This is a genomic window from Desulfovibrio sp. SGI.169, assembly GCF_050313595.1.
Taxonomy (GTDB): Bacteria; Desulfobacterota; Desulfovibrionia; order Desulfovibrionales; family Desulfovibrionaceae; genus Desulfovibrio.
Genome location: NZ_JBNPLS010000038.1, coordinates 1 through 17,916, shown reverse-complemented (window position 1 = coordinate 17,916; position 17,916 = coordinate 1). Strand labels below are relative to the sequence as shown.

13 protein-coding genes are annotated in these 17,916 nt (G+C 60.7%); 6 read left to right on the top strand and 7 right to left on the bottom strand.

What is annotated here, in order from left to right; all coding sequences use genetic code 11:
• The coding region (locus ACQRA4_RS12580) for a tripartite tricarboxylate transporter permease (protein ID WP_427823412.1) at window positions 1–1,032 on the top strand (1,032 nt) is incomplete at its 5' end.
• 194 nt (window positions 1,033–1,226) lie between these two features.
• Here ACQRA4_RS12580 and ACQRA4_RS12575 read toward each other — a convergent pair.
• Window positions 1,227–2,492, bottom strand: a complete 1,266-nt coding sequence (locus ACQRA4_RS12575) for an O-acetylhomoserine aminocarboxypropyltransferase/cysteine synthase family protein (protein WP_427823411.1) — start codon at window positions 2,490–2,492, stop codon at window positions 1,227–1,229.
• A gap of 20 nt (window positions 2,493–2,512) precedes the next feature.
• Here ACQRA4_RS12575 and ACQRA4_RS12570 point away from each other — a divergent pair, with 20 nt between their 5' ends.
• From ACQRA4_RS12570 to ACQRA4_RS12555, 4 genes are all read left to right on the top strand, one after another.
• Window positions 2,513–2,911 (top strand): hypothetical protein, encoded by a 399-nt coding sequence (locus ACQRA4_RS12570; protein WP_427823410.1) that lies wholly within the window; start codon window positions 2,513–2,515, stop codon window positions 2,909–2,911.
• Between the two features lie 44 nt (window positions 2,912–2,955).
• Window positions 2,956–3,903, top strand: coding sequence for a hydrogenase small subunit (locus ACQRA4_RS12565; protein ID WP_427823409.1), 948 nt, complete (start codon window positions 2,956–2,958; stop codon window positions 3,901–3,903).
• A gap of 10 nt (window positions 3,904–3,913) precedes the next feature.
• On the top strand, window positions 3,914–5,596 hold the full coding sequence (locus ACQRA4_RS12560) for a nickel-dependent hydrogenase large subunit (protein ID WP_427823408.1): 1,683 nt from the start codon (window positions 3,914–3,916) through the stop codon (window positions 5,594–5,596).
• Between the two features lie 299 nt (window positions 5,597–5,895).
• Complete coding sequence (locus ACQRA4_RS12555) at window positions 5,896–6,393, top strand: HyaD/HybD family hydrogenase maturation endopeptidase (protein WP_427823407.1); 498 nt, start codon at window positions 5,896–5,898, stop codon at window positions 6,391–6,393.
• A 361-nt stretch (window positions 6,394–6,754) separates the two neighbouring features.
• On the opposite strand, the gene ACQRA4_RS12550 is transcribed toward ACQRA4_RS12555, so the two are convergent.
• The 6 genes from ACQRA4_RS12550 to ACQRA4_RS12525 all read right to left on the bottom strand — a co-directional run bounded on the left by ACQRA4_RS12550 (window position 6,755) and on the right by ACQRA4_RS12525 (window position 15,795).
• A complete protein-coding gene (locus tag ACQRA4_RS12550; RefSeq protein WP_427823406.1) occupies window positions 6,755–7,513 on the bottom strand; it encodes a glycosyltransferase family 2 protein in 759 nt (252 codons plus the stop codon).
• Between the two features lie 50 nt (window positions 7,514–7,563).
• Complete coding sequence (locus ACQRA4_RS12545; RefSeq protein WP_427823405.1) at window positions 7,564–8,586, bottom strand: hypothetical protein; 1,023 nt, start codon at window positions 8,584–8,586, stop codon at window positions 7,564–7,566.
• Between the two features lie 133 nt (window positions 8,587–8,719).
• Complete coding sequence (locus ACQRA4_RS12540) at window positions 8,720–10,498, bottom strand: formate--tetrahydrofolate ligase (protein WP_427823404.1); 1,779 nt, start codon at window positions 10,496–10,498, stop codon at window positions 8,720–8,722.
• Between the two features lie 210 nt (window positions 10,499–10,708).
• On the bottom strand, window positions 10,709–13,006 hold the full coding sequence (locus tag ACQRA4_RS12535) for an FAD-dependent oxidoreductase (protein ID WP_427823403.1): 2,298 nt from the start codon (window positions 13,004–13,006) through the stop codon (window positions 10,709–10,711).
• 63 nt (window positions 13,007–13,069) lie between these two features.
• The gene (locus ACQRA4_RS12530; RefSeq protein ID WP_427823402.1) at window positions 13,070–14,701 is read right to left on the bottom strand and encodes a glutamate synthase-related protein; all 1,632 of its coding nucleotides are present in this window, start codon (window positions 14,699–14,701) and stop codon (window positions 13,070–13,072) included.
• The gene (locus ACQRA4_RS12525) at window positions 14,689–15,795 is read right to left on the bottom strand and encodes a glutamate synthase (protein WP_427823401.1); all 1,107 of its coding nucleotides are present in this window, start codon (window positions 15,793–15,795) and stop codon (window positions 14,689–14,691) included. The genes ACQRA4_RS12530 and ACQRA4_RS12525 overlap by 13 nt, the downstream gene beginning before the upstream one ends.
• Before the next feature lie 960 nt (window positions 15,796–16,755).
• Here ACQRA4_RS12525 and ACQRA4_RS12520 point away from each other — a divergent pair.
• The coding region (locus tag ACQRA4_RS12520; protein WP_427823400.1) for a HAMP domain-containing protein at window positions 16,756–17,916 on the top strand (1,161 nt) is incomplete at its 3' end.

Below are 17,916 nucleotides of genomic sequence, written 5' to 3'. Positions count from 1 at the left end.
AAAGGTTTTATTTCCGTGTTGCTGGGTCTGATGCTCGCGTCAGTGGGGCTGGACCCCATTCTGTCGACACGACGCTATGTTTTCGGCATGACCGATCTGGATGGGGGCGTTCCCTTTGTGGTGGCCGTCATCGCGCTGCTCGCCTTCACTGAAATTCTGGAGCAGGTCAACAAGACGCGAAGCATGGATTTCAGCCAGGAGGCGACACGCGCGAAGGTCGAGCGGCAAGCCTATGGCTGGAAAGAGCGTTGGGCGGACTTTCGCTTCTGCGCCAAAGATTTGCTGAGATCGTCGCTGTTGGGTTCCTTTTTCGGAGCTTTGCCCGGCATAGGGGCCGCCCCGACGGCCTTTGTCTGTTATGGCGAAGCCCGCCGCAACGCCAAAGACAAAAGCATGTTCGGCCAGGGCGATCCGCGCGGCATTGCCGCGCCGGAATCGGGCAACAATGCTGTGGCCGCATCCTCCCTGATACCGCTCATCACCCTCGGCATTCCCGGCAGTGTGGCGGCTGCGGTGCTGGGCGGCGCCTTCATGGTGCAGGGCATGATTCCCGGCCCCATGCTCATGCATGACCACCCGGAAATTGTTTACGGGCTTTTTGTCCTCTTTGTGCTCACGGATTTCTTAGGCGCATTTGTCGTGGCCCTGCCGTTTATTGCCCTGGTGCGCAAACTCTTTTGCCATATGAATTACAAGCTGCTCTTTCCCCTGGTCATCGTATTCTGCGGCATAGGAGTATACACCGAGGAATACAGCCTCTTTTCCATTCACCTGCTGGTGGCGCTGGGCCTGCTGGGATTTGCGCTGGACAGGCTGGGTTTCAGCGTTTCCGCCATGGTGCTGGCCTTTATTCTTGGGCCGGTACTGGAGCGCGAAACGCGCACGGCCCTGCTCATGAGCAATGGCGACCTGAGCATCTTTTATGCCAGCCCCGTGGCCTGCGCCCTGCTGCTCTTGTCCGCCATTCTTTTTATCTGGTCGCTGCGGCAGAAAATCCGGGCCGAACGCGGCGAAAAAGCGGCAGCCTCATGAAGGAACCGCCATAACGATTCGCCTTGCCGACAAGCGCCCCGCCGCTGCCGGGAATACGGGCAGCGGCGGGGCGCTTCACATATACTTGATGCAATCCGTCAGAATATTGCAAAGTTACTAAGATTGCATGCGGTTCGCCGCCGCGCGCCCGGCTTCACGGACGGTTGCCCCGCTTTCGCCCCGTGGCGGCCGGTTCAGGCATGCTCAAGAGCCTGGGCGATGTCCGCCAGAATGTCGTCCGAATTTTCCAGCCCCACAGAAAGGCGCACCATGCCGGGCGTGATGCCCGCCTCGCGCAGTTGCCCGTCACTTAACTGGCGGTGCGTGGAACTTGCGGGGTGCAGAACGCAGGTGCGGATGTCCGCCACATGCACCTGAAGGGAAATCATCTTCAGGGCGTCTATGAAACGCGCGCCGGCTTCGCGCCCGCCCTTGAGCGAAAAGGACACCACGCCGCTGCACCCCCCGGGCAGATAAACATCGGTCAGGGCCTTGCCGGGATTGCCGGGCAGGCCGGGATAATTCACCGATTCCACCTTGGGATGGCCGGCGAGGTACTCCGCCGCGGCCTTGGCATTGCGGCAATGCCGCTCCATGCGCAGAGGCAGCGTTTCCAGCCCCTGATTGATGTAAAACGCGCCCTGCGGGCTCTGGCAGCAGCCCATGTCGCGCATGAGCTGCACGCGCGCCTTGACGATATAGGCGGCCCTGCCAAACGCCTCGCTATAAACAAGACCATGATAGGAGGGATCCGGCTCGGAAAATTCCGGGAACGCGCCCGACGTCCAGTCAAAATTGCCGCTGTCCACAATGACGCCGCCCATCTGCAGGGCATGGCCGTCCATATATTTGGTGGTGGAGTGCACCACGATGTCCGCCCCGAAATCAAAGGGGCGACAAAGCACGGGGGTGGCAAAGGTGTTGTCCACTATCAGCGGCAACCCGCGCCGATGGGCCAGACGGGCGAAGCGTCCGATATCCAGCACATTCATGGAGGGGTTGCTCAAAGTCTCGCCGAATACAGCCCTGGTGTTGGGGCGGAAGGCCTTTTCCAGCTCCTCGTCGGAGGCGGTCTGATCCACGAAGGTCACGTCAATGCCCAGCTTTTTCAGGGTGACGGCGAAAAGATTGAATGTGCCGCCGTAAATGCTGGCGGCGCTGACCAGATGCTCGCCGCTCTGAGCCAGATTGAGCACAGCCAGCATGATGGCGGCCTGCCCCGAGGAGGTGCACAGGGCCCCCACCCCGCCTTCCAGCGCGGCAATCTTCCGCTCCACAGCGTCCACAGTGGGATTGCCCAGGCGGGTGTAAAAAAAGCCCGCTTCGGCCAGGTCAAACAGTTTGGCCACATCGGCGGTGGAGGCGTATTTGAAGGTCGTGCTCTGGACGATGGGCAGAACGCGCGGCTGTCCGTTTTCGGGACTGTAGCCGGCATGCAGGCAAAGGGATTCCAATTTCATGGCTGTGTGTTCCTCGGAATATGCTGAAGTGCGCCGCGCATTCGTACCGCGAAGGCACGGAATCGCCGCGCGGCGTCATGGCGGCCCCCGCCGAACTCGCGCGGGCAACGCGCGACAGAAATAGTATCCCATGCGCACGGGCAAGGCAAGCGAGCGCCGCACCCCTTGCCAATGAACGCGAACGGCAGGCAAAAAAGTTTCTTCCTATTGACCCCTTATCTTTCAGGGTATACTCTGGTGCGCAAATGGCGGCTTTCTCCCCTGTGTGGGGCAAGGCGACGCTTCCGCAAGCCGCCATACTGAAAATTGCTGGCATCCCGCACGAACAGTTGTCGCAGGCGTCGGGCTTCATGCCCCGGACGCGGCCCATCATTGGGGCGTGGCTTCTGTTCGGCGCGCAGCAACCGGAAACCCTGTGAAGAGTTTCCTTCAGCCTTTTACTCACTTTTGCCAGGAGGCTATTATGCGTATTGCCGTGGGTCTGGGCAAACAAAGCGGAGAGGAGCGTTTGGAACGCCAGGGCATCAGCCGCCGCGATTTCATGAAATTCTGCACGGCGGTGGCGGTAACCATGGGCATGGGCCCGGCCTTCGCCTCGGATGTGGCCGCGGCCCTGACGGGCCGTCGTCCTTCAGTGGTCTATCTGCACGCCGCCGAGTGCACGGGCTGTTCCGAAGCGTTGCTGCGCACCTACAAACCCTTCATCGACAGCCTGATCCTGGACACCATTTCTCTGGACTACCATGAAACCATCATGGCCGCCGCCGGCGAAGCCGCTGAAGAAGCCCTGCACCAGGCCGTCAACGGGCCCGATGGCTTCATCTGTGTGGTGGAAGGGGCCATCCCCACGGCTATGGACGGCAAATACGGCTATATCAGCGGCCGCACCATGTATGACATCTGCAAGAATATCCTGCCCAAGGCCAAGGCCGTTGTCAGCATGGGCACCTGCGCCTGCTACGGCGGCGTGCAGGCCGCCAGGCCCAACCCCACAGGGGCCAAGGGCGTCAACGAGGCCTACGGCGATCTGGGCGTCAAGGCCATCAACATCGCCGGCTGCCCGCCCAATCCTCTCAACCTGGTGGGCGCCCTCGTGGCCTTCCTGAAAGGTCAGGAAATTGAGCTGGACGAACTGGGCCGTCCGACCATGTTTTACGGGCAGAGCGTGCATGACCTGTGCGAACGCCGCAAACATTTTGACGCCGGCGAATTCGCGCCCTCCTTCAATTCCGAAGAAGCCCGCAAGGGCTGGTGTTTGTATGAAGTGGGCTGCAAGGGCCCGCAGACGTACAACAACTGTCCCAAGGCTCTGTTCAATCAGACCAACTGGCCGGTGGGCGCCGGGCATCCCTGCATTGGTTGCAGCGAGCCCGGCTTCTGGGACGAAATGACGCCGTTCTACCAGAACTAGGGGGAAAATTATGAGTGAAGTCATCAAAGCGCCCCAGAGCGATTACACCGGCCCCGTTGTGGTGGATCCGCTGACCCGTATCGAGGGGCATCTGCGTATTGAAGTGGAAGTGGAAAAGGGCAAAATCAAGGAAGCCCGCAGCTGCGGCACCCTGTTCCGCGGTCTGGAGCTCATTCTCAAAGGGCGCGATCCGCGCGACGCCCAGCACTTTACCCAGCGCACCTGCGGCGTCTGCACCTATACGCATGCCCTGGCCTCCACCCGCGCCCTGGAAGACGCCATCAATAAACCCATCCCGGCCAATGCCACCTATCTGCGCAATCTGGTGCTGGGCATGCAGTTTCTGCATGACCACCTGGTGCATTTCTACGCCCTGCACGCCCTGGATTTTGTGGATGTGACCAGCGCCCTGAACGCGGATCCGGTCAAGGCGGCCAGCGTGGCTACCTCCATTTCCGCGCGCAAGGTTACCGCCGACGATTACCGGGCTGTGCAGTCCAAACTCAAAACCTTTGTGGACAGCGGCCAGCTCGGCCCCTTTGCCAACGCCTATTTTTTGGGCGGACACCCGGCCTATACCCTGAGCCCGGAAGTCAACCTGATCGCCACGGCCGACTATCTGCAAGCCTTGCGCGTTCAGGTGGAAGCGGCGCGGGCCATGGCCGTCTTCGGGGCCAAAAACCCGCACACCCAGTTCACTGTGGGCGGCGGCGTGACCTGCTACGACGCCCTGACCCCCGAACGGATCAAGGAATTTAAAGAGCTTTACAAGAAAACCCGCGCCTTTATTGAAAATTACTATATTCCCGACCTGCTCGCCGTGGCCGCCAACTACAAAGAATGCGCCACTTACGGCGGCACGCGCAACTTTATGGCCTTCGGCGAATTTCCGGCGGCGGGCGGCGAACGCGACCTGCAAAAGCGCTGGCTCAAGCCGGGCGTCATTCTGGATCGCAAAATCGGCAATATCCAGGGCTTCGACGCGTCCAAGATTGAAGAGCATGTCCGCCACAGCTGGTATGAGGGCGACAAGGCCCTGCCGCCCTATCAGGGCGAAACCAAGCCCGCCTTCACCAAGATGGGCGATACAGACCGTTACTCCTGGCTCAAGGCCCCGCGCTACGACGGCATCTCCATGGAAACCGGCCCGCTGGCCCAGGTGCTGGTGGCCTACGCCCAGAACCACAAGACCGTAAAGCCGCTGGTGGATCATGTGCTCAAGACCCTGAACGTGGGCCCCGAAGCCCTCTTCTCCACCCTGGGCCGCACCGCCGCGCGCGGTATTGAAACCCTGGCCATTGCACAGCGAATCGAAACCTGGCTGAACGAATACGAAGACAATATCACCAAAGACAGGCAGATCGTGGAGAACTATGACGCGCCCAAGGACGCCAAGGGCGTGGGCTTCGTCAACGCCCCGCGCGGCGGGCTCTCCCACTGGTTGCGTACTGATGCGGACGCCAAGATCGCCAACTTCCAATTGGTGGTGCCCACCACCTGGAACCTGGGACCGCGGGACGCCAAAAACGTGCCCGGCGCGGCCGAGGAAGCTCTGGCGGGCACGCCGGTGGCCGATCCCAAGCGCCCGGTGGAAATCCTGCGCGTCATCCACTCCTTCGACCCCTGCATCGCCTGTGCGGTGCATGTGATTGACGGAGAAAGCAACGAGGTGCACAAGTTCAAGGTGCTGTAATGTACAACGGCTGAAATGGGATGCAGCAAGGGCGGGGAGGCATCCCCGCCCTTTTTTGAGAAAACGCCCCATTATTTTTTTGTTGCCTTACGTCACCGCATACTGCGCCACCGTCATCGCCGGATGCGTTGTTTGACCGCAATCTTGCGCCAACCGTCATAAGAGAGGGGTTCAGGCAAAACTGACGCCAGCGCGGGTCGCGCTTGCGCTTTGTTGCGCCTGCCTGCTCTTGCTGTCAACAGAGCAGCTTTTCCGTAACATCGCTGGGTTCCTGCATTTTTCACCTGTCAGGAGGACGTGTGAACAACAAAAGAATACTGATTCTGGGTGTGGGCAACATTCTGCTGACCGATGAAGGCTTTGGCGTGCGCGCGGTGGAATATCTGAAAACCCACTACCGCTGGCCCGAAGGCGTGCGCCTGATGGACGGCGGCACCCAGGGCCTGATGCTGATGCCGGAACTTCTGGAATGTGACTTTCTGGTGGTGCTGGATGTGGTGCTGGGGCCGAAAACTCCGGGCGCCATCTACCTGCTGGAAGGCGAAGACCTGCGCCAAAGCCTGAGCTTCCGCGATTCCATGCACCAGACAGACCTGCTGGACACCCTGATCACCTGCCACCTGGCCGGGCACAGGCCAGAGGCTGTGGTTATCGGCCTGCACCCCTTTGACTATCAGACCATGCGGGTGGGCTTGAGCCCGCAGGCCCAGGCCATGCTTCCTGAATTTTGTCGCAAGGCTGTGGCGGAGATGGCCCGGCGCGGCATCCTGGCTGAAGCCAGAACAGAGCGGCCCTGAAGTCGGGCATCCCCGGCAAGACCGGGGATCGGTGATATCGTCCACACGCGGGCGGAAACGCCGGCCAGCGACATTTCGAGCGGGGCCTCCTCCACAGGGCTTTCTCTCCTCCTGTAGCGTTTGGCAATGGCCGCCAGTGTCTTACTTGCAAAAATAAGCACTGGCCATCCCCGCTAAAAGCAGCCCGCGCACGCAGATCGTCTGCGGCGAGAAAAGGGCTGCCCCACGGATGATGACCTGGGCAATCTGAACCGCGCCCCGGCATAAGGGGAAAACGCGCACCCTTCTCCGCCTGACTCTGAGTATGCCGGATTCACAGTGAACGTGTCTCCCTTACAGTATGGAGCCGGCATGCGAAGCCTCACTCAATAAAGCCATGCTCCAGCTCGTCACTGTCAGCGGTGGCAATCAAGGCGGCGGTAATGTCTTCAAGCCGCGGTTCCACGTTGTTTCTCAAAATACGCAGGCGTTCCCTGAGCAGACGCTTCCGGGAACTCTCGCTGCTGCTCACGCCGGACAATTCAAAAAAGCTGACGCAAACCGGCAGGCGCGCCACATTGTCAAGCCGTATGTGATCGGCGCAGAAGGCAAAATCGCCCGCTATCTTGTATACTGAGTCGAAGGAATGTTTTTTGAGAAAATCCGTGCGGATGAACGTTGCGGGAAAGGGAAGCCCCATGTCGCTGATAAACATGGAGAAAACCTTATGCCGGCTTCTGTCCAGAATACCGGTGAGCTTGCCGTCAAGCCCCATTGCCAGAACGCCGTAGGCAAAAACAATGCCGGCATCCAGCCTTTTCAAAAAATGGACGCACTGCGCCAGCGCCCTATCATCCATCAAAAAATCGTCAGCGCCGAGAAAAAGCGCCCAGTCGCCGTTTGCCCGCGGCACAGCCTTGTTCCAAGCGTCGTAAATGCCCCTGTCCGGCTCTGAAACCCAGGAAACGGATTTGTCGTGTCGTCTGAGGATATCCAGCGTGCCGTCCGTTGAACCGCCATCCTGCACGATGATTTCCCAGTGGGGATATTGTTGCGTTTCTACAGAGCGCAACATGCGCTCAAGTTGGGCTGACGCATTGTAAGTTGCCGCAATAATGGAAATTCGAAGAGGGTGATTCATCTTAATCCGCCATCAGAGCCTGGAATGAAGTGCAGCAATTCTTTATCTGTTCAATGAAAACTGTGCCCGCTTTTTTTCTCCAGCCACTGAAGATACTCTGGATAATGACGCCGCAAAAGTTTCAGGGCATTTGATTCGGCCAGGGCATAGCGCCGGGGACTCTTGTTGCCTGTGCCCACCCAGTGTTTCAGATAGCGCTGAAGTTCAAAATGTCTGGCGCGCAGGCCCAGCGCGTGCATGCCCCTGAACCAGGGCACGGCGGTGTCCAGTCGCGTGCCGCCACATTGCTGGAACGCCCCGGGCGGCAACGAGGGGCCGAACGGCGCGCAGTGCGGGCGCGTTTTCTCCAGATCCAGCAGGCAGGCCCATTCGTTGATCCGGCATTCCGGCAACGGCCAGGGCTGTTCCCTAAAAATATCCGCAAAGCCCCCGTCATATGGCCGGACAAAAATGCCGCGTTGCCGCGCCAGGGCATACAAGCGACACAAGGCCGCGTAATCCGGCTGAAATTCAGTATACGACAAAGGCCCGCACGCGGCGCGGCCCATGACTTCGCGCGTCAGCTCCTCCTGATGGGCCGGGCAGTTCCAGCATTGCCCAAGCAGCCCCACGGCAAAGGCGTCGCCCATTTCCCGCAGCATGGCTCCCAGAATATCACGCAGCGCCAGCACATCGTTGTGCATCAAAAAAAGCTTGCGGCTTTGACTGTTCTCAAAGGCATACTGGTAGCGGATACTGAGGCGATAGGCCGCATCGCCGAGCCTCGCCGGGTCAACGGGCTCGCGCGCCAGCCAGAGCTCAGGCTGGAAGACCCGACAGCGCACGCCCAGAATCTCCCGCAGATAGTCAGCGATACAATAAGGCGTAATTGTGTCGTAGCGTGAGCCATATGGCTCGAATTGCAGCCAGACAACCCCCACATGTTCGCCGCTGCGCCTGAGCAGCGACAGCAGAGACAGGGCCGTCTGAAAAGGCTTGGCAAAAATATTGACGGCCACATCCACGGTTTCGGAGGTTCCGGCTTTTCCGACAGCACCGGAGGCGCCCGCGGAGGGCATCACATTTTCAACCATAGGCCTCTGTTCCTTACCGCCGCATGGTTGCGGCCCGTCAACGCCCTGACCGCCATCCAGAGTCTTTCGGCGGCAAGAGGTCGTCTTGCCGCCAACAACCATGTGGAAATACCGCGGCAAAAGGCAGGCTGTTTCAGAACAGGCCCGTGACCTTGCCTGTGCTCACATCCACGTCAATATTGCGGAACGAGGGATGCGACCCCGTGCCGGGCATCAAGCTGATGTCGCCGGCAACCGGGCATACCAGGCCCGCCCCGCCGAACAGCAGCACATCGCGCACATGCAGCCGCCAGGAGGTTGGCGCGCCTTTGCGCGTGGGATCGTCAGACAGGGAATACTGGGTCTTGACCATGCACACGCCCAGTTCATCGGCATCGGGGCGCTCCTGCAGGTCTTTCAGACGCCGCGCGGCCAGGGGTTCAAAGTCCACGCCGTCAGCCCCGTAAACCTCGCGGGCGATGCAGGCAATCCGCTCGGTCAGCGGCAGACTCCAGTCATACAGCGGCGTGAAATTCCGCTGACCGGCGTTGCAGGCGTCCATAACCGCGTCAGCCAGTTCCAGCGCGCCCTCGCCGCCCTTTTCCCAATGTTCGGACACGGCCACGCGGGCCCCGGCCGCTTCGCAAATGCGACGGATGGCCGCGACCTCCGCCGGGCTGTCGGTATGGAATTTATTGACGCACACCACGGAAGGCACGCCGGAGCGGCGCACAATGCCGATGTGGTGCAGCAGGTTGGCGCAGCCCGCTTCCACCAGGCCCACATCCTCACGGGTATAGGCTTCGGGCAGGGGACGACCGGGCTGGGGCTGGGGCGCGCCCCCGTGGCTCTTGAGCGCTCGCACGGTGGCCACGATGACCGCCGCGTCAGGCGTGAGACCGCTGTACCGGCATTTCAGATTCCAGAACTTTTCATAGCCCATTTCAGCGGCAAAGCCGGATTCCGTCACATGCACGTCGCTGAGTTTAAGGCCCACCCGGTCGGCGATGACCGAGCTCTGCCCCAGGGCGATATTGCCGAAAGGCCCGGTATGCACCAGCACGGGCTGGCCCTCGATGGTCTGAATCAGATTGGGCTTGACGGCCTCCACCAGCCAGGCGGTCATGGCCCCGGCCACTTCCAGATCGGTCGTGGTCACGGGCCTGCCGTCGCGATCCAGAGCCAGCACCATGCGGCCCATGCGTTCGCGCAGGTCGCGCAGATCACGGGCCAGGGAGAGAATGGACATGACCTCCGAAGCCACGGTGATGTCAAAATGCGAGCGCATCATAAAGCCGTCATTGCGCCGGCCGTCGCCCTCAATGCCAATAATCACATTGCGCAGGGCCTGGGCGCAGAAATCCATAACCCAGCCCGTGCCCGCCCGTGTGGGGTCCACATTCAGTCGGCGCATGCCCGAAAGGCGCTCCAGGGTGGCGTCGTCGTAATTGCGCTCGTGCTGCATGCGCGCGGTCAGGGCGGTCATGGCCAGATTGTGCGCCGCCCCCACGGCATGAATGTCGCCGGTGAAATTGAGAGAATACGGCGTCAGCGGAATGCACTGCGACAGGCCGCCGCCCGCGGCGGAGCCTTTCATGCCCATGGTGGGGCCGCCCGAAGGCTGCCGGATGGCCGCCGAACATCGCGCCCCCCGCCGGGCAAGCCCCTGAACCAGACCAATGGTGGTGGTGGACTTGCCCTCGCCCAGAGGCGTGGGGGTGATGGCCGTCACATCCACATACTTGCCGTCAGGCCGACCGGCCAGGCGCTCCAGCACCGCCTGTTGCTCAATTTTGCCCATATAACGCCCATAGGGCAGCAATTCCTGAGATTCCAGCCCCAGTTCAGCGGCTAGACTTTCCACGGTTTTCATGCGTGATTCGGCATCCTGCGCGATTTTCCAGTCAGGATTCTTGGTGGGATCAAGCGTCATGGCAGCTCCTTGAAGTACGACCTGGCAGAAATGTACGATTCGCAACGGCGAGCGTCAAGGCGGGAAGGCGGACGCCGCCTCGCATGAAACAGGCCCGGAGTTTTCACTCCGGGCCTGTTATTGATGACAAACCCCGCCTTGCGGTGTTTGCGGCGGCCAAACCGCTCGCGCGGCTTGGCCGCTGCGGAAAAAACGCGCGGGCAACCGCCTCTATGTCATGGCCCGATTAGGTTCCATGCTCCAGATGCCGCAGGGGCAGACGCCCGCGCAGATGCCGCAGCCGATGCAGCGCGCCGGGTCAGAGACGTATTCAAAGCCGCCTCCGGCCAGTTCATTGCGGTCAATGGCCTTTTCCGGGCAGGAGGCAAGGCACATCTTGCAGTCGCGGCAGACGCCGCAACTGACGCAACGCTCAAAATCCTCCTGCGGTTGCGGCAGCTCCCGGCTGTGACGCTTGGCAAAATACGCGGTATGCAGCCGCCGGAACGGCGTCTCTTCCCTGTCAGCGGGCGCATAACGCTCGCCGCGCAGCCAGGCGTCGGCGGCCAGCGCGGCCTGGCGGCCTGTGCCGATGGCATGGGCCAGCAAGCCCGGCCTGATTACGTCGCCCGCCGCGAACACGCCGTCCATGATGCTCAGATCCGCCCTGGGAACCAGCCAGTCACGGAACTTTTCCAGCCCTTCGGGCAGGTAGGAAAGATCAGGAGATTCGCCGATGGCGATAATAACCATCTTTGCGGGAATCAGCGCGCCATCCTGGGTTATCAGGCCCCGGTCAGTGATCTCCCTGGTCTGCACCGGCCAGAGCAGTTTGCCGCCCAGGCTTTCGATATGGGCTATTTCGTGGGCAAAGGCCGCCGGGCGCTGCACGTCGATGCAGGTCACCTCGCGCGCGCCCAGGGCAAACGCCCCGGCCGCCGCATCCATGCCCGCGTTGCCGCAGCCGATGACCACCACCTGTTCCGGCGCCCTGATCTTTTGCCCTCTGTTCACAGCCTTGAGAAAGTCAATGCAGCCCACGATCCGTTCATGCCCCGGCCAGGGGAAAACGCGCGGCACATGGCCGCCCGTGGCCACGATCAGGGCATCATGCTTTTTGCGCAGCCGCGCGAAGCGGGCGGCGTCCACCGGATAGCTGGTCACAAAGCGCACGCCCATGTCTTCAATGCGCTTGAGCTCCCCGATCAGCACGTCGTGGTTCAGACGTTCGCGCGGGATAACCTGCTCCAGCTTGCCGCCCATATGCGCGTCCGCCTCATACACCGTGACGTCATGCCCCATGCGCGCCAGTTGCCAGGCGGCCGTGAGGCCGCCCACGCCGCCGCCGATGACGCCCAGGTGTCTGCCGCTGCGCCTGGCGGGTTTTTTCAGACTGACATCCGCGGAACAGCAACCCAGCCCGCCGATTTGCACCGCGCTGTCCAGCCCGGCGCGTGTGCAGCTTTCCATGCAGGGGTTGGGGCAGACGCCGCCGCAGACCGAACCGGGAAAAGGCGTGTATTCCAGCACCAGCCGACAGGCTTCCTCCACCCTGCCCTCACGCAGCAGATTAAAGCGGCGCTGACTGGGGATGGAAGCCGGGCAGTGAAATTCGCAAGGCGCGGCAAAGCGGGCGTTTTCCCAGAGAGGCGCGCGCAGGCGGCACTCCCCGCGCGCCACCAGCCCGTTGACCACGAAATCATCGGGGCAGACATCGCTGAAAATGCCGCCCTTCACCCATTCCGTCGCCCGAAATCGGGCCAGATCGGGCATGTCCTCGTGCTCACGCTCCTCAAACGGCAGAGGCGTAATCTTTTTCCAGTGCTTCCAGACCGACAGCTCACGGCGCAGCCTGGGCCGGTCAACCGCCTGAAGAAACTCGTCCAGACCGGCATCAAGCCATGCCCTGTCCTCTTCGTCCAGGGGGCCCACACGCACATCTGGCGGCAGGGAGCCCACCGGCCCGCGAAAATAGACCACGCCGCCCACCATACCCACGCAGGGTCGTTCCCCCAGCACCGAAGGCAGGGTCTGGCTTTCGTGACCACAGACCACGGCCTTGCCGCCGCCCATGAATTCAAAGGAAAAACTGCCCACACTTTTGAGCACCCAGAGTTCCGGGGGGTCGTAAAGCGGGTCATGCTTCATGAGCGAGCCGGAGCGCGCGCCCGCGCGGCCGCCAATATAAATCCTGCCCGCGGCGGCGCAATGCCCCGCCGTATCGCCCGCATCGCCACGCACCGCGATGCGGCCGCCGGCATTAAGCCAGCCCACATCGGCCGGGGCCGGCCCGTCCACCGTTATTTCCGTGTCGGGCAGGCACATGGAGCCCACCCGCTGGCCGGGGTTGCGAACCCAGAAGGTCAGCTTTTTGCCGTCCCGGTTCCAGAGCGGGCCGCCAATGTCGTGCTGACCCGATGCCTCAATATAAAAATCGGTCTCGCCCCGCTCCGCCGCCGCTTCAATGGACAGCAGCAAATCCTGGGTGGACATGCGTTCATGATCGCGCACCGTGCTTATGCGCAGCATGGTAATCTCCTGGCTTGTATATGTGACAATCCGCCGCGGACGGCGTTTTGTTGAAGGCGCCCCCTAACAGGCGTATGCAATGCCCAGCTTGTCCGCCACCGCCCGGTTCATGGACACCAGAGCGTCGGAGCGCCCCACCGGCAGGGAGCTGTTGCCCACCGGGGCCAGCAGTTTGCGCAGTTCCGCGTCAAACGTCAGCATATAGTCCACGATATTCTGCGCGCCCCGATCCACATCCAGCCGCTTGACCAGGCGCTGATCCTGCGTGCAGATGCCCGTGGGGCATTTGCCTGTGTTGCAGGCGTTGCAGCGACCGCGCTCGTTGCCCACGCAGCCCATCAGCTGAATCAGCATCTTGCCCAGTATCACGCCGTTGGCGCCCAGACAGATCATCTTGAACGCGTCAGCCGCCGCATTGCCGGTCATGCCAATGCCGCCGCCCGCCCAGAGGGGTATCTGCCCCTGCAGGCCCTGGGCCACGGCCGCCTGATAGCAGTCTCGCAACTTGGAGACGATGGGGTGTCCCGTGTGCTCCAGGGAAACTTCGTTGGCCGCGCCCGTGCCGCCCTGAATGCCGTCGATAAAAAAACCGCCGCAAATCTTGTAGGGATCGCGCAGCAGATTATTGTACACCGACACCGAGGTGGCCGAGGCCGCGCACTTGATGGCCACAGGCACGCGAAAGCCGAAGGCCGCATTGAGCGAAAGATGCATTTTCTGCACCGACTCTTCGATGGAATACAAGCCCTGATGGTTGGGCGGGGAATGCAGCGTGGCCCTGGGCACGCCGCGAATGGCCTGAATGTGCGGGGCCACCTTGGCGGCGGGCAGCAATCCGCCGTCACCGGGTTTGGCTCCCTGACCGATCTTGATCAGCACGCCCGCCGGATCGACCTTCATGCGGGGCATGGCCCTGATGATGCGGTTCCAGCCAAAATGGCCGGAAGCGATCTGCAAAATCATGTACTTGAGCCGCTCGGACTCCAGCAGTTTGATGGGCATGCCGCCCTCGCCGGAGCTCATGCGCACGGGCATGCCGCACTTTTCGTTGAGATAGGCCGTGGCCAGAGCCAGAGCCTCCCAGGCCCTGGCGGACAGCGCGCCAATGCTCATATCGCTGAAAATAACCGGGTAAATCCAGCGCACCGGCGGGGTGCGCCCGTCGAGCGCCAGATTTTCGCCGTCCACGCGCAGGGGCAGTTCCCGGGCCAGCATGACGCGGCCCAGCGGCGAGCGCACATCAAAGGTATGCCGCTCCGAATCCAGCGCGGGGTCGGTCATCTGGCTGATGCGGCCCACCACTATGGCGTCCAGCGTACGCGGCGTGGCCAGGTTGCTGCGCCCGCCGCGCTTGACGGGGCCGTGGGTTCGGGCCAGCAGCGAAAAGCGGGCGTCCGGATTGCGCACGGGCCTGATGGCCCCGTTGGGGCAGACTTTTTCGCACATGCCGCAGCCCACGCAGGTCTGCCCAATGGACGCTTTCTGTCTGATGACAGGCAGGGCCAGATGTTCCGCCTCCGGTTCGGGAAACGCCCTGCGCGAAACCGTCACGCTGCGGCGCGACATCCCTGCCTCAATGGCGTTGAACGTGCAGGCCGCCACACAAGAACCGCACATGGTGCAGCGTTCGGCGTGGTGCTCAATGATCCAGCCCAGATCGTTGACGCCGACATCCTGGGTTTTTACTGCTTCCATCGCCGCACCGCCAGATCGTTGTCAATGACCACCATTTCGCGCTCATGGGGATAGATGTCTCCCGCGCAATCACGGTCGGGCAAAATGGCATTCAGCCCGCAAACCTCCGAAGCGACGGCCACCATGGCGTCGTCGCCGCCCACCACCACCGGCCGCAGCTTTTTGGAGTCGCAACAGGTTATCATCCGCCCGTCGGGCAACAGACCGATAATGGAATTGGGGCCGTTGATCTCAAGATGCGCCAGCGATTCGCGGATCAGACTGAGCACCTTGCTGTCGGCGCGTTTTTCCGCCTCCACAAAAGGCAGGGGCGTGATGACATGCTTGTAGTACCTGATAGGCCATTGCAGTTCGCGCAGCACATAGTGCAGCGTGTAGAGAAAATTCTGCGAATCGGATTCAAAGCCAATATAACCCCGGTGCAGAGACTTCTGAAATTCCTTGTTCTTGGTGAAGAACGTGTTCTCGCCATTGGCGCAGAGGGTATAGCCCTGCAAAAAGAAAGGATGAGCCGCATAGCGCACAATATCATAATTGGTGTTCTGTCGACACTGAGCCACGATATTGCGGGCCGTGAGGCGTCCGTCATCATTCCAGAGCCGGAAGTAGGAAGCGATATCCGCCGGGTCGCCGATCTCCTTGAGAGTCAGCACATCGGGCCAGAAGGAATAAACAAAACCGTTGCCGCCCCCATCCAGCAGGCGGCGCAGGGCCAGCCGGGTATCCAGCAGCAGTTCCTCGCGCTCTTCCTGGCTGCGGTAGCGGTAAATTTCGGGGTAATCATAGTTGCGAAAAACATAGCGGGGCATGGCCTCGATTTTCAGGCCCGGCCGCTTGTCCACCTCGGGCACCCACTGGGCCACCTGCACGAAGCCCCTTTCCTCCATATAGTCATTGACCAGTTGCACGCCCTGCGGCGTACAGGCCAGAGAAAGCAGGGGCTTGTCCTTATAATGGCTGAAAACGCCGCTCAAATCCTGCATGACCATGGCAAAACCCGAATTGTCGTGCCCTTCCTGCTGCGGCAGCATCAGATTGAGCGCCAAAGAAGGGTGCACCGGAGTTCTGCTTTTGATGGAACCAATTCTGCACATAGCTTTTCACCTTGAAAAAGCGCCACGGCCAGAGGCCGGCCCGCAATGCGCGGCCCGCCGTAACACTGGCATAAGCTCCCGAACAAAAGGGGGCGTGAGTGAACACATGCGACTTCGCGGGCCCTCCGGCTACGGAGGCGCGAAGACTGCTTGCCGGCGACGCCGGCTGGCCGAAAGACGGTCCGCAAAACCGCCGAAACCGTTCTGGCGACGGTTTCCGGCCTGATAAGGGGGGAAAGACAATCTAGCAACAAAGCATGCCGATGGGCAAGCATAAAATGCCGCCGCGGCGAAAAACCGCCGGGAAGGCATCGCCCTTTCTCCGGCATGTTTTCTTTTGACGCTTTTGTGAGTTCAACCCGCCGTCATATCAGATTCATTGCGGCGCGCCCTCCTTCGCCGACGACCTTGCCAGACCGCGCCGTCAGATGAAATTTTTATTTTGCCACACGATAATATATTGAAATTTTTGAAAAAATATTTTCAATAAAAAACCAACTAATACTAATATCAGGCGAAATATGACCGATAAACGTACTGTGGTCATTCATGCATGGCCTTGCATGACCGCGCCCGTACCGATGCTGCGCGGCGCTGATATGCCCGAAGCGAAGCGGCGGATTGAAAGACGGCGAACACCCGCCGGGCCGGGCTTTTCTGGTGTCGGCCCCTTTGGGACGCCGGTCACGAAAAGTTGAAATTTTTGACGGACAGTGCAAAAATCGGGAAGAGACTGTCGTTTGCCGTCGCCGCGCAAGCTGCCGCGGACAAAGCGCAATCGCTGCCTGTAGCGAACGCCGCCTGGGGAAATCGCGTGCGGCATCCGAAGTTCTGGCGTCCCGGCGGTCGCCATGAGCATACAAGGGATCGTTTTTGCGCCGGTCGAGAAAAGCGGCTTTATCGCGGGCGATTTACTGAAGACGGAGCAGAATCACAAAGAGGACGTGTAGGAGGCGTATCGTGACTGTAGGGAAAAAAATCGGCAGTGGGTTCAGCGTCATTCTGTTGCTGACGCTGGTACTGGGCTATCTTGCCATCACCGATATGCAGGAAGGCGTGCAGACATCAAAAAACATCAGCGAGGACCGGGTTCCGCGTTTTATGGTGGCCTCCGCGCTGGAAAGCAATGTTCTTGAATTTCCGCGCCTGTATTTACGTTTTGCGGAGTCCAAAAACGAAGCGGAAATCAAGGCTCTTGAAAAGCAGACCAGCACCATCAAGGGCAATATCGCCAAGCTTCGGGAACTGCAGGACAAACATCCCTATAAGGGCACAGGCGCATTCCTGGAGAAATTTCCCAAGGATCTGGAAACCTATCTGGAACGCATGCGCGCCTGCATTGCCCTGATCCGAAAAGCTCAGGAAAACAATACGGCGGGGCTGAAGGCCGGCAAGGACGCCGAAGTAAGCCTCGAAACGCTTATCAAGGCCCTGGGCAAGGAATCGCGTCAGCTCATGGAGACGGGTCAGACCAGTCTGGCCGCCACATATGCGCAGCATATGGCTTCAGTTTCCGCCGACCTCACGGATGTGGGCAACCTCATCAAGAAAGTGCTGACTGCCAAGAGCACCAACGATGAGAAGCTGCTTGGCGAAATTGTGGGGGATTTCAAGAGCATTCTTGCCAATCTTGAAAAATTGCGGGAAAAATTTGACAGGCAGGAATACCGCGACCTGTTGCAAAACTCCATCGCCGCCACTCAGAACCTGGGCAGGGAAATTGATCAGCTGATGGAGATTCACGGGCAGCTGGCGGCCGCTTCAAAGGCGCGATATGATTTGTTCGTCAGCCTGAAGCAGCAGACCCTCGGCCTGAGCGGCGACATTGCCGCCAATACCACACAGGGCGTGAACGGCGCCGAAGAGACGCTGAGCGCCGCCACAACGCGAACCATCATGATTCTGATCGGCGTCATCATTCTCGGTATCGGCATCTCCCTGTTTACCACCCGCATGATCGTAAAGCCGCTGGTGACCACCCAGGTATTCGCCAAGGCCGTCGCCAACGGCGATCTGGAAAGAACCCTGGATGTGCACAGCACTGACGAGCTTGGCATGCTGGCGGATGACCTGCGCCAGATGGTGACCAGCCTGAAGGAAAACATTGACGCCGCCCAGCGG

Coding starts and splice junctions, on each gene's coding strand:
- ACQRA4_RS12575 (WP_427823411.1), bottom strand. CDS start 2,492: ATGAAATTGGAATCCCTTTGCCTGCATGCCGGCTACAGTCCCGAAAAC.
- ACQRA4_RS12570 (WP_427823410.1), top strand. CDS start 2,513: ATGCTGAAGTGCGCCGCGCATTCGTACCGCGAAGGCACGGAATCGCCG.
- ACQRA4_RS12565 (WP_427823409.1), top strand. CDS start 2,956: ATGCGTATTGCCGTGGGTCTGGGCAAACAAAGCGGAGAGGAGCGTTTG.
- ACQRA4_RS12560 (WP_427823408.1), top strand. CDS start 3,914: ATGAGTGAAGTCATCAAAGCGCCCCAGAGCGATTACACCGGCCCCGTT.
- ACQRA4_RS12550 (WP_427823406.1), bottom strand. CDS start 7,513: ATGAATCACCCTCTTCGAATTTCCATTATTGCGGCAACTTACAATGCG.
- ACQRA4_RS12545 (WP_427823405.1), bottom strand. CDS start 8,586: ATGGTTGAAAATGTGATGCCCTCCGCGGGCGCCTCCGGTGCTGTCGGA.
- ACQRA4_RS12540 (WP_427823404.1), bottom strand. CDS start 10,498: ATGACGCTTGATCCCACCAAGAATCCTGACTGGAAAATCGCGCAGGAT.
- ACQRA4_RS12535 (WP_427823403.1), bottom strand. CDS start 13,006: ATGCTGCGCATAAGCACGGTGCGCGATCATGAACGCATGTCCACCCAG.
- ACQRA4_RS12530 (WP_427823402.1), bottom strand. CDS start 14,701: ATGGAAGCAGTAAAAACCCAGGATGTCGGCGTCAACGATCTGGGCTGG.
- ACQRA4_RS12525 (WP_427823401.1), bottom strand. CDS start 15,795: ATGTGCAGAATTGGTTCCATCAAAAGCAGAACTCCGGTGCACCCTTCT.